Raw genomic sequence first — 12,110 nt, 5'->3', positions numbered from 1 at the left:
TTGCTGGCGATAGCGTCCGTCAGGCGATTAACTTGTCGCCTGCCCCACCGCTATCGCCAGCAAGCCGGCTCCTACAGGTGATTTGTGTAATGCCTGAGTACCGGATGAGATAAAACTGACTAGAGCAACTTGTTCTTCTGCAGAAATTCCTTGGACACACTCTCGATAGACTCACGACCAACGTCGACCCGAGAGTTGAGACCGGCAATGGTGTCGTCGTCCAGTTTGGAAGAAAGCGCGTTGAGCAATTCGCCGATCTTTGGATTCTCTTTAAAGACTTCAGTCCGAATCACTGGCGTCAGCGCGTAGCTGGGGAAAAAGCCTTTATCGTCCTTCAGTACAACAAAGCCGAAAGCCGGAATCCGTCCATCGGTCGACAGGACCAATGCCAGATCGACCTGACCGTCCCTGAGTGCCTGGTAGGTCAGCCCACCGTCCATGCGGACGATGTTCTTGCGCTCGAATTCAAACTTGTACGTCTCTTGAAGAGGACGCAGGCCATCGGGACGGGAAAAGAATTCAGCGTTCGAAGCGAATTTGTAGGATTTGCCCGCTTCGATGTTTTTGGCAAGATCACTGATCGAGGTTATTCCGTCTTTCTCGGCCTCTTCCTTGCGCATGGCAAATGCGTAGGTGTTGTTGGCCTTGGAAGGGTTCAGCCAGGTGATGCCCTTCTGGGCGTCGAGGGTGCTGATCCGCTTATAGGTTTCGTCAGCGTCCAGTTTGTCCGTGACTTTGTTGTAAGTAATCAGCGAAGTGCCGGTGTACTCCCAGTACACATCGACCTGACCGTTCTCTTGCGCCGCGCGCAATACAGACGAACCCAGGTCCGGGCGTTTATCGACACTGTAGCCATTGGCGCGCAGTAATTGCGTGGTCATTTCCGCAACCAGTTGCTGCTCGGTAAACTTCTTGCCGCCCACCACAATCGTGCTGTTGGCAGAAGCGCTGCCCACAACACCTGAAACAAGACTAAAGCTAAAGATCAGACTGGCCAGCATTCGATAAATCATCATGCACCTCATATTATTGGTTTAGGTCGATGGTCTTCAGATTCATTCGCGTCCGGCCAACCTCAGGCCCCGTGACACTGCAATGTTTTGAATCAAGCCGCAGCCCAGATCGACTGCAATCGCCAGGAGCGCGGTCGACGCAGCACCGGCCAGCATCATGCCGAAGTCGTTCAGGTCGATGCCGGTAAAGATCAACTCGCCCAGCCCGCCTCCACCCACCAGGAAGGCCAGCGGCGCGGTACCGACGTTGATCGCCAGCGCCGTGCGGATACCCGCGAAAATCACGTTCATCGCATTCGGAATTTCGACTTTCCACAGCGTCTCCCGCGGCGTCATGCCCATGGCCTCGGCGGCTTCGACCAAGTGCTGCGGCACCGCGCGCAAGCCTTCATAGGTGTTGACTGCCACCGGTAACAACGTCGCGACAAACAAGCCGATGATGGCCGCGCCACTGCCAACGCCAATGAAGCTCATGGCCAAGGCCAACAAGGCGAGCTTGGGGATCGCCTGCCCCACGTTGAGGACCTGCATGCTGGCCATGGCATAACGCTGGTTCGCCGGACGGCTCATCCAGACACCCAACGGCAGCGCGATGGCCAGGGCCAACACTCCGCTGACCGCCACGATCTGCAGATGCTGGACCGTCAGGTAGCTGATGTCGCCCCAGTAAAACTGCAGCCCTTCCCACAATCTGCTCAGTAAGTCAGGCATGGTCAGTGCACCACTGGAGTAATGTTTTCAACCAGCCGCGCCAGAATGTCAGCCTGGTGGACATAGCCGATAAAGCGTCCGTCGCTGTCGTTGCACAGTGCCCAATCCTGGCCACGGCCCAGCAGTTGCGAGAGCACTTGGCGCAGATCATCGCCAGGCTTGACGATCAGCTGCGAGCGCGAGGCGATGCCGCTGTTGCCACCGACGACCTGCATCTGTTCCCGTGGCGCGATCATGCTGGCAACGTCAGCCGCCCGCAGCAGACACAGGCGCTTCATGATCCGGTCGCTGCCCATGAAGTTCGCCACGAACTCGCTGTTGGGCCGGGCCAGAAGGTCATCCGGGGTGCCAAACTGCTGAATTTTTCCGTTGTGGAACAAGGCAACGCAGTCGGCCATCTTCACGGCTTCATCGATGTCGTGACTGACAAACAGCACGGTCTTGTTGACCTGGCGCTGGATGCGCATGAACTCGTCTTGAATCACTTCGCGGTTGATGGGGTCAATCGCGCCGAAGGGCTCGTCCATCAACATTACGGGCGGATCCGCTGCCAGCGCCCGGGCCACCCCTACGCGTTGCTGTTGACCACCCGACAGTTCGCACGGGTAGCGCTTGAGGAATTTTGAAGGTTCCAGCGCAACGACTTCCAGTAACTCCGCGGCACGCTTGCGGCTTTTGGTTTTGTCCCATCCCAACAGATTGGGGACGACACAGATGTTTTCTTCGACGGTCATGTTCGGGAACAAGCCGACTTGCTGGATCACGTAGCCGATGGAGCGTTTAAGGGTGACGCTGTCCAGTTCGGAGGTGTCGCGACCACCGATTCGGATCGTGCCCGAGGTAGGCGTGATCAGTCGGTTGATCATTTTGAGCGTCGTGGTTTTACCGCAGCCCGACGGCCCAAGCAGTACGCAGATCTGCCCCTCTTCAACATTGAATGAGACATCTTCTACTGCAGTGATTGAGCCGAATTTCTTGTTTAAATTTTCGATCTGGATCACGTCGTAGCTTCCTTCATTCGGCCAGTGGCCACTTTGTTCTTGTTCAGGCCTTTTGGCGTCAGGACGCGCTGCAAGCCGTAAAGCGCGTAATCGGCCGCAATGGCAATCACGCTGATGACGATTGCGCCGGCCAACAGCTGTCGGGTATCCGATTGAGCGATGCCGCGAATGATGAGGCTGCCCAGGCCACCGGCGCCAATGTAAGCCGCGATCGCCGCGATGCCGATGTTGATGACGGTTGCCATCCTGACGCCGGCCATGATCAATGGGACGGCAATCGGCAGCTCAACCTTGCGCAGCCGCTGCCAGGTCGACATTCCCATCCCTATCGCCGCTTCGCGCAACGCCGGGTCGATGTTGGAGATCGCGGTGGTGGTGTTGCGGATGATGGGCAGCTGGGAATAGAGAAACAGTGCAATGACCGCCGGCACAACACCGATCCCATAGCCGATCAACGACAGGGCCGGAATCATCAGCCCGAACAGCGCGGCAGAGGGAATGGTCATCAGGACAGCGGCAAAGGCCAGGACCCAACGACGAGTCCGGGGGTGCTGGGAGATTGCGATCCCGACGGGCACACCGGTCAGAATCGCCAGCCCCACCGCGACCGCCACGATGAGCAGGTGCTGTCCGAGGAGCAGGCTGATCAGCCCGCCGTTTTCCAGAATGAAACTCAAGGTTTCCATGGGTGTTTTGCCTTCTGTACGTCATTGTTGTTTTTGCCGGCCATGCATCTGGAAGTGGACGCCGGATTTGTTAGAAACATTACAGCGCTCCCCTTCGGAGCCTTAGCTGTGAGTTCGACGATTTCTATCAAAAAATCGACGTCACGAGGCACGCTCGTGCATGTCGAGAGATGAAAGGCCGATTGAAGAAGGAGTATGCAGGATCGCCAAATGACCAAGGCGTGCCAGGGTGCACCGCCTGTCGGGCTAGGTCATTAGCTTGCTATGCGGTTTTACGGAGCGGACAGGTTCAGGCTTTTTTGGGGGGATTGCCCCCCCTCTGCCAGCCCGCTCAGGGGTGGCAATCAGGAGTGGGCATCATCAAATTTCCGCCGCTCTTCCCCTGGCGTGCATCCCCAGATCCGACGGTAAGCGGCGCCCAGATGCGACGCCGAGACGAACCCGCAGGTGTAAGCGATGGACGCAATGGGCTGAGTGCTTTCACGCAGCAATCGCCGCGCTTCGTTCAGCCGCAGTTCCAGATAAAACTTTTTTGGCGTCATTCCGAAGTGCTGGTGCCACAACCGCTCCAATTGGCGGTGTGACAGGTTGCACCGATCGGCAATCTCTTCGATGCCGACGATGTTTTCCAGATTGTTCTCCATGAAGGCAATCGCCGCCGTCAGCCGTCGATCGTGAATCCCGAAACGCCACTGGATCGACATTCGCTGATGTTCTTCCGGGGCTCTAATCCTGGCGTGCAGGAATTGCTCGGCGACACTGGCGGCGAGTTGATTACCGAAATCGAGCGCGATTTGCGCCAGCATCAGATCAATCGCCGCCGTACCGCCTCCACAGGTCCACCGGTTGTCATGGTTGACGTACAGGTCTTTGGTGACCTCGATCGTGGGAAATTCTTCCGCAAACTGACCGATGCACTCCCAGTGCAAGGTGCACCGCTTCCCTTCCAGCAACCCGGCGCGCGCCAGAATGAACGTACCGGTGCTCAGGGCACCTACGGTTTTGCCCCGGGCGGCGGCTCGCTGTAGAAAGCGCAGTATTTTCGGTGGTTTCTGATGTTCGATGTCCAGGCTCGCCAGGACAAAAACGCGATCCAGTTCCGGCGCCTGATCAACCGGCAGGGACTGAATCTCGATGCCACTGCTGGAGCTGACCGGCCCACCCGATTCTGTGAGCAGGGTCCACTCGTAAAGCTTCTTGCCGGACAACCGATTGGCAGCCCGCAAAGGCTCGCTGGCGCCAGCCAGGGCCATCATGGAAAACTCAGGGAGAATGAGCAGCCCGATTCGCTTGGTTGTGCAGGTATTCACAGACGTCGCTGATTCACTGGGGGCTGTCATCGCCAGATCCTTGTCATGGGGGGTTCCAGCCGTTGCAGTCACCGGCTCAGGCCAGCCCGAGGGAGTGGCTTTGGACCCACTATGTTAGGGCCTGTGCTCGTATTCAGCCAGATTGATGTTCAAAACAACGAAGGGCAAGGCGCCGTATTGCGACGGATCGGAACGACCGGAGCTCGGGGAGCGCATCGCGACGCGACGCGGGAGATCGCTGCGAGACTTCGGCACCCGAAGTCCCGCAGGACGATGGCGAGTGGATCAGCCGCGTGTGCGGATGGCCTCGTCGATGCTCTGAATCATCGACTTGAAGACCGGACTGTCGACCTGATTCTGCTGGCCATGTTGCATGTGGGAAATGATCAGCGCGCTCGGGCCTGCATCACCCGGATAGTTCTGGTGCAGGCGCACAGACTCCGAGGGCATGTGCAGCGTGTTGTCGGCGCCGTGGATGATCAGTGCAGGCGGGAAACCTTTGGCACCTTCGATGGACTGCTCCGGGTCATACGCCACATAGGACTTGTAGGACTTTGCCGTGACGTGGGTGCAACCTGGCCAACGGTCTGCGCCGCCCGCTTCGGTGTAGCCGCCCAGTTGCTGATCAACGTAAGCCTGGGTTTCGGGATCCAGTGGATAGTAGCCGAGGCGGGTCGCGTCAGTTCCAGTGTCGAACGGCGGGATCGGCGCGTCATCCGCAAGTTGGTGAATGGCGGCATCAGCTGCGCTTTTGTCTGCACGCAAGGCTTGCAGCTTACGGATGTTGGTGTAGCTCATCGGTACCCAGAAGCGGATCTGTTCAGCACCTGCGGCGGCCAGTTCAGCCACAGCGCCGAGGCTCGCCACTGAACCCATCGCCCAAGACGCCACCGCCGGCATCTCGCCAAAATTTTCCCGAGCCCATTCAATGGCACCCAGGACTTCATCTTTCTGGTCTTCGAGGATGACATTGGTGATCTCAATGTCCCCGGCCTTGATCGTATTGCGGACGTGCTTGTTGGAGAAAAAGCCCGCTACGTCGTAGGTCATGACGCGATAACCGCGCGCAGCCAAAGCGCGACCGAACAGCTGGCCGTACATGGTCACGCCACCCGTGAAACCGGAATTGAAAATGACAGGGGGCAACTTTTTCGACGCAGCGTCCAGTTGCTCTGGTTGAAATACCGTGCCTTTGAGGCTCAGGGTTTCATCGCCGTATTTAACCGTAAAGTTGATTTCTTTTGTTGTAATGTTGGTCATCGCTAGTTATCTCAAAGTTGGAGCGTGGGCGTAGATCAGCTGGCCAAATGCTCCGTGGAGAAGTTGGTCAGCAGGAATTCGGGTTTCTTCAGAAACATGATGTGCAACGGCGTCGACAAAGTTGAACGCCTTGCTCAAATCAAACAGGTCGGAATACGGCACACCCTTGTTGTCAGTTCCGACATGGGGTGCATCGGTTGCTTCCAGAAGGATCTTGTCCGCGCCGACCGCGCAAACAATTTGCGTCACGAAACGAGCGGTTTCCTCGGGATGAACAGAAGTGCGATAGCCAGGGCCTTTGAACCAGACGTTGCCTCGCTCTCTCGCTTCAGTGAGCAGCGCGATGTAAGCCGGCTCAGTGATGTCACGCTCGCTGTGACACGTGCCCAGGTGATCGATAATGACCCGCACATCGCGAGGAATCTGGCGCAATACGCGCCGATTTGTCTCGGCCTCTTTCGCATAAATGTGCAGATGCTGGTGCGGGAGCAGGCGAGCGTAAAACATCAACCATTGCTCATCACAGAATTGCGTATCGGCAACAGTCTCAGGCCTTGCATCGTGCAGAACGATTCGGGCACCAATCACTTGCGGGTGCGAGAGACGCTCTTGTGTGGCGTAGGCAGGTTCTGCCTTGATCGTTCCCACCAATCTGACGCCCCCATAGCGTTGGGGATTTGCCGCCTGCAGATTCCTGAGTTCCTCGAAGGAAGCGAACACGTTTTCTGAATCGGGCAAGATACTTAAATGAACGTTATTGAGGAGCGTCGGAACAATTCCGGCGTTGATCAAAGTATCCAGATAAGCAGTCAGCGGATGCGGTTCGGGTAACGTATAGGGCAGCGAGCCGGCTACTCGGCGAAGGTCTTGCGAAGTATAAAAATGAACGTGACTGTCTATTCTTTTGATCAACGGGAGCATGAGTAGTGTTTCCGGCTTTTGTGCGAAAACAATAATCGTCGTCAGTGCTTCGTCGCTCCCGCCAACTCGACGTGTAGTATCAAATTTTCGCCATGCGTAATCTTTGCAAGCAAAGAGGCTTTGTAATCGCCGCTTGGACTTTCAGGGCAGAAACAGCGCTTGGGGTCCTGTTTTGCGCGGCTGGCAGGATTATGCAGTCGTAAAAATGAAGCCCGGTCGGTCAAGAGGTCAGCGGTTCGTCAGGCGGATGGCGAAAAATTGATGGGCCTCAAATCGCTCGTGGCTGTCGTCCTGGATCAGTGCAACTGTCCAGCGTTTTGACTCAATACAAAAATACCCTGCGGACCACATTTGCCATGAGTTTCTGGCAGATGTAGGGAGCGTACCCGTTGATATGCCAGTAAAAACCGATCATTCGAACATTTTGCAGGGTCCCGCCCGGCATTTCGCACACCCATAATGGACTTACAACAATAAAGGGGCACACCCTGAGGTACGCAAGCCATGTACAAGGACCATATCGTCAAGGCTCGTATGACTGACAGCGCTCTATTCATGGGGACGGTCGCTGCAGTCATTTTCATCATTACGCTTGTCTGCGGTGTGGGTGAAAGCCGTCTTTCCAACCTGATGGGGCCCATCGTCCTCGACTTGAAAGCACCTCTGGCACGTGACATCGCGGTCGGGGGCACCTTCACCCTCACGGTTGTCCTGAATCTGTTCATCCTTGGCCGGTTTCCCTTGCGGGCGCAGATCATTACGGTCTGGTGCGAATTGCTGGTGCTGTTCCTTTTATTCTTCGACACCTTCAATCTTTCCTACAGTTTCATCGCCACCAAAGTGGGCTTCATGATTACCCAAGGGGTTTTCACGACCGTCTACGTGTCCGCCATTTCCATTGCCATCGCGTTCGTCCTGGCGTTGTTGGGAGCGACGGCGCGTTTATCTTCCAACGGTTTCGCCATTGCCATCGCCAGCTTCTACACCTCGTTTTTCCGCGGTGTTCCGCTACTCATCCAGATCTACCTCATTTACCTGGGCATTCCCCAACTGGGCTATGTGGTCGGCGCCGTTCCGGCAGGGATTCTGGCGCTCTCGCTCTGCTATGGCGCCTATATGACAGAGATCTTCCGCGCGGGGATCAGCAGCATCTCGCGGGGTCAGTGGGAGGCTTCGCGGGCGATTGGCCTGAATCCATTTCAAACGATGACGCGGGTCATTCTCCCGCAGTCCATGCGCCTGATCATTCCGCCGACTGGCAACCAGTTCATCTCGATGCTCAAGGACAGTTCGCTGGTGTCCGTGATCGGCGTCTGGGAGCTGATGTTCCTGGCACGAACTCAAGGACGTGCCGAGTTCCGACACCTGGAAATGCTGATCACCGCAGCCGTGCTCTATTGGCTGCTGTCGATCGTGCTGGAAACCGTTCAGTCGCGTCTGGAAAAGCACTTCAATCGCGCCCACCGCTGAGTCAGGAGCACTACGATGAACCAGCCGTCAGCTTCAGCCGCCACTGCCCCGTATCCCGCCATTTCGATCCAGGAAATGCACAAATGGTACGGCGAATTTCATGTGCTCAAGGGTATCGACCTGCACATTGCCAGCGGCGAGATAGTGGTCGTGTGCGGTCCCTCGGGTTCGGGCAAATCGACATTGATTCGTTGCCTGAATCTGCTCGAGGACTTCCAGAAAGGAAACGTGTTCATCGAAGGCACCGAGCTGACCCGCAATGCCGCCTGTGTGGCCAACATCCGGCGCCAGGTCGGCATGGTCTTCCAGCAGTTCAACCTGTTTCCGCACATGACGGTCCTGGAGAACCTCATGCTGGGGCCGCGCCTGGTGAGCAAGCTCAGTGAGTCGCAGGCGCGTGGGCTGGCCTGCGAATACCTTGATCGAGTGCGAATCGGGAACCAGGCGGATAAATTCCCCAGTCAGCTCTCCGGTGGCCAGCAGCAGCGCGTTGCAATCGCCCGCGCCCTTTGCATGCGGCCACGCATCATGTTGTTCGACGAACCCACCTCGGCACTTGACCCCGAGATGGTCAAGGAAGTGCTGGACGTGATGGGCGAACTGGCGGGCGACGGCATCACGATGGTGTGCGTCACCCACGAGATGGGCTTCGCCCGCCGGGTCGCCGACCGCATCATCTTTATGGATGAGGGTTGCATCATCGAGCAAGCCAAACCCAATGAGTTTTTTGAAAACCCGCAGCATCCACGCGCGCGGGAGTTTCTGTCGCAGATTCTCAGCCACTGAGAAGCATCGCCGCACTGTCCGAAATCATCGACACAAACAACAACAAAATCGCACTCAAGCGACCTGGAGGCTTAATCATGATCTCGATCTCCCGCTTCTTCACTGCAGCTGCTGTCGCCACTGCTGTCACGGTCACCACTGGCGTCGCCTGGGCGGGCTCGACCCTCGACCGCATCCATGAAACCAAGGTGATCAAAGTGGCGACCGCCGCCAATTGGCCTCCGCAATCGTTTCTGGGGCCCGACAACAAGCTGCAAGGTTTTGATATCGATGTCGCCACCGAAATCGGCCGACGCCTGGGTAGCAAGATTGACTTCGTGACACCTGAGTACGGGATCATCACCGCAGGACGCTGGTCGAATCGCTGGGATTTGTCGGTCGGGTCCATGACGCCAACCACCGAACGCGCCCGGGTCCTCGACTTCCCGGCTATTTATTACTACACGCCGTATGTATTCGCCGTGCACAAGGATGCTGCCGGGGCCAAGGCAGCGGATCTGGACGGCAAGATTGTCGGCGTCGAAGCCGGCACAACGTCGGAAGACTATATCAATCGCCGGCTCAAGATCGACGCCGCCGATGTGCCAGCCTTCACCTACGACGTCACGCCTGGCGAGGTGAAGACTTATGGCGACAGCATGGGCCCCCTTGATGATTTGCGCATGGGCAACGGCGTCCGACTGAACGCTACTTTGTCCGCCCTTCCAACCATCGTTGCCGCCGTCAAAAATGGCTATCCCATCGTGAGAGTGGAAGGCAAACCCGCATACTACGAACCGTTGGCCATCGCCGTGGATAAAGGCGATGAGGCGTTCAACAGCGCGCTGAGCAAAATCGTTACAGACATGAAAACCGACGGCACGCTGAAGCAACTTTCTGAAAAGTGGTACGGCGCCGACCTCACCCGAGTGCAATAAACCCAAGCATTGCAGGCGCCCGTTCTTGACGCGGCGCGCTGCATGACTGCGCCGCGAAAAAGGACAACGGACTTCATGTACAACAACAATTACTACACCGCCACGATGAACGACACGAAGCAGCGCGCGGCGCTGTCTACCAATGTCCAGGCTGATGTGTGCATCATCGGCGCGGGGCTGGCGGGGTTGAGCACGGCGTGGGAGCTGGTTTCGCGAGGGCAGTCCGTCGTGATGCTTGAGGCGGGCCGAGTGGCCTGGGGAGCTTCCGGTCGTAATGGCGGCTTCGTCCTCCAGGGCTGGTCCGAAGGGCTGTCGTCCATCGAGCGACGCTGCGGAAAACCGACTGCCGCTGCGCTGTTCAGACTTTCGCTCGAAGGTGTCGATACTGTTCGCGACATGATCGCCCGCCATCAATTGCCAGGTTGCTCGCCAACGCCAGGAAAATTGAGCGTGGTTCGCTATGAGGATGGCGATAATCTCAAGCGCCTGCGGGATAAAATGGCGACGGATTTCGACTTCCACCTCGACTATCTGGATCGCCAGGCGGTGCGTGAAAAGCTGAAGACGGACCGGTATTTCCAGGGGCTGCGCGATAACCATGGATTTCACTTCCACCCTTTGAACTATTGCCTGGGCCTGGCCCGGCTAATCGAGGGCAGCGGCGGCATGATCCATGAACAGTCGCCGATGGTCGAGGTTGAGAGCCGGGACGGGCGACACAGAGTCATCACCGATCAGGGCACTGTAGATTGCGCCAATGTGGTGTATTGCTGTGGCGGCTATGGTGGTCCCGAGTTTGGTAAATTACGACGCGCCTTTCTGCCGATCGCGACCTACGCGGTGCTCACCGAACATTTGGGCGGGCGTCTGGCCGATGCGGTAGGCACCACCGATGCCGTGGGCGATAATCGCCGAGCCTCGGACTATTACCGAATCGTCGATGGTGACCGCCTGCTGTGGGGCGGTCGTATCACCACCAGGAACCTGCAGGATGAAAAGCGCCTGGGGCAGTTGCTGACCGAAGACATTCTCGACGTCTACCCGCAATTGCGCGGCATCAAGATCGAAAAAGCCTGGTCCGGGCTGATGGGTTATGCACGGCACAAAATGCCCCACATCGGCCCGCTCGGGAAGGGGCTATGGGCATGTACTTCATTTGGTGGCCATGGTATGAACACCGCCCCTATTGGCGGACGCGTCATTGCAGAAGCCATTTGCGGCGAGACTGATCGCTACCGTTTGTTCGATGCCTACGGCCTGGAATGGAATGGTGGCCCTCTCGGCCCGGCTGCGGCGCAAACGGTGTACGCCGGCCTGAAGATGATGGACATTTTTCAGGAATCGCGTTCGCAACGCAGGGCAACACATAAAAACTGAATCCGAGCGAGATCAAGGAAGTGTTTATGGATGCGCAGAATCCCGGTCCGTTGTTTAACCTGACCGACAAGGACAGGCAGTTGCTTGGCCTTCTGCAGGCCAACGCACGTGAACCCACCGCTTCATTGGCCCGTAAGCTCGAAGTCTCACGCTCTTCGGTGCAAGAGCGGATCACCCGCCTGGAAAAGGCTGGCGTCATCACCGGGTACAGCGTGCGTATCGACCAGACCAGGCTCCAGCAGACCATCAGTTGTTTCACCATGACCTCTTGCACTAACAAGAGCTATACCGATGTCATGACCTCTCTGCGCAAGATGGATTCGGTGCAGGCCGTGTATGCGGTCTCGGGCGAGTCCGACTTCATCATCCATCTCGTCACGCCGACCCTGAGCGAGCTCAACGCCGAGCTCACCAGAATCAATATGATCAAAGGCGTGGCGCACACCGCCTCGCATATTGTGATGGAAACCAAATTCAGCCGGAAACTGACGGTGTAAATCCCCATCGATTTACGCCGTCTGCTGTACGAACTTTCCTGCGGGCAAAACAAAACCCCAACTGCTTTCGCAATTGGGGTTTCGGAATTTAATCTTGACGATGACCTACTCTCACATGGGGAAACCCCACACTACCATCGGCGATGCATCGTTTCACTGCT

12 protein-coding genes are annotated in these 12,110 nt (G+C 57.2%); 5 read left to right on the top strand and 7 right to left on the bottom strand.

All coding sequences use genetic code 11. The features are described 5' to 3' along the window. Window positions 1-119: 119 nt before the first annotated feature. The 7 genes from ACRC4F_RS21570 to ACRC4F_RS21540 all read right to left on the bottom strand — a co-directional run bounded on the left by ACRC4F_RS21570 (window position 120) and on the right by ACRC4F_RS21540 (window position 6,902). A complete protein-coding gene (locus tag ACRC4F_RS21570) occupies window positions 120-1,013 on the bottom strand; it encodes a glycine betaine ABC transporter substrate-binding protein (protein ID WP_438661159.1) in 894 nt (297 codons plus the stop codon). Window positions 1,014-1,055: 42 nt separating this feature from the next. After that, entirely contained in the window at window positions 1,056-1,724 is a 669-nt protein-coding gene (locus ACRC4F_RS21565; protein WP_438661158.1) for an ABC transporter permease, read from the bottom strand. 2 nt (window positions 1,725-1,726) lie between these two features. Further along, on the bottom strand, window positions 1,727-2,725 hold the full coding sequence (locus ACRC4F_RS21560; RefSeq protein WP_438661157.1) for an ABC transporter ATP-binding protein: 999 nt from the start codon (window positions 2,723-2,725) through the stop codon (window positions 1,727-1,729). Then, window positions 2,722-3,411, bottom strand: a complete 690-nt coding sequence (locus tag ACRC4F_RS21555; RefSeq protein WP_225570808.1) for an ABC transporter permease — start codon at window positions 3,409-3,411, stop codon at window positions 2,722-2,724. The genes ACRC4F_RS21560 and ACRC4F_RS21555 overlap by 4 nt, the downstream gene beginning before the upstream one ends. 344 nt (window positions 3,412-3,755) lie before the next feature. Next, on the bottom strand, window positions 3,756-4,667 hold the full coding sequence (locus tag ACRC4F_RS21550) for a GlxA family transcriptional regulator (RefSeq protein WP_438661156.1): 912 nt from the start codon (window positions 4,665-4,667) through the stop codon (window positions 3,756-3,758). A gap of 339 nt (window positions 4,668-5,006) precedes the next feature. Next, window positions 5,007-5,981, bottom strand: coding sequence for an alpha/beta hydrolase family protein (locus ACRC4F_RS21545; RefSeq protein WP_438661155.1), 975 nt, complete (start codon window positions 5,979-5,981; stop codon window positions 5,007-5,009). 6 nt (window positions 5,982-5,987) lie between these two features. Then, window positions 5,988-6,902 carry an amidohydrolase family protein gene (locus ACRC4F_RS21540; RefSeq protein ID WP_438661154.1) on the bottom strand — a complete coding sequence of 305 codons (915 nt, stop codon included), beginning with the start codon at window positions 6,900-6,902 and terminating at the stop codon, window positions 5,988-5,990. Window positions 6,903-7,406: 504 nt separating this feature from the next. Here ACRC4F_RS21540 and ACRC4F_RS21535 point away from each other — a divergent pair. The 5 genes from ACRC4F_RS21535 to ACRC4F_RS21515 all read left to right on the top strand — a co-directional run bounded on the left by ACRC4F_RS21535 (window position 7,407) and on the right by ACRC4F_RS21515 (window position 11,949). Next, complete coding sequence (locus ACRC4F_RS21535) at window positions 7,407-8,372, top strand: amino acid ABC transporter permease (RefSeq protein WP_438661153.1); 966 nt, start codon at window positions 7,407-7,409, stop codon at window positions 8,370-8,372. 15 nt (window positions 8,373-8,387) lie between these two features. Beyond that, window positions 8,388-9,158, top strand: coding sequence for an amino acid ABC transporter ATP-binding protein (locus tag ACRC4F_RS21530; RefSeq protein ID WP_438661152.1), 771 nt, complete (start codon window positions 8,388-8,390; stop codon window positions 9,156-9,158). Between the two features lie 77 nt (window positions 9,159-9,235). Beyond that, the gene (locus tag ACRC4F_RS21525; RefSeq protein ID WP_438661151.1) at window positions 9,236-10,075 is read left to right on the top strand and encodes a transporter substrate-binding domain-containing protein; all 840 of its coding nucleotides are present in this window, start codon (window positions 9,236-9,238) and stop codon (window positions 10,073-10,075) included. A gap of 42 nt (window positions 10,076-10,117) precedes the next feature. Beyond that, on the top strand, window positions 10,118-11,452 hold the full coding sequence (locus tag ACRC4F_RS21520; RefSeq protein ID WP_438661160.1) for an NAD(P)/FAD-dependent oxidoreductase: 1,335 nt from the start codon (window positions 10,118-10,120) through the stop codon (window positions 11,450-11,452). A gap of 26 nt (window positions 11,453-11,478) precedes the next feature. Continuing rightward, on the top strand, window positions 11,479-11,949 hold the full coding sequence (locus tag ACRC4F_RS21515) for an Lrp/AsnC family transcriptional regulator (protein WP_438661150.1): 471 nt from the start codon (window positions 11,479-11,481) through the stop codon (window positions 11,947-11,949). The last annotated feature ends 161 nt before the right edge of the window (window positions 11,950-12,110 follow it).

The sequence above is a fragment of the Pseudomonas sp. genome (genome assembly GCF_051660785.1).
Taxonomy (GTDB): Bacteria; Pseudomonadota; Gammaproteobacteria; order Pseudomonadales; family Pseudomonadaceae; genus Aquipseudomonas.
The sequence above is the reverse complement of the archived record's forward strand: the minus strand, read 5'-3'. Positions and strand labels throughout refer to the sequence as shown.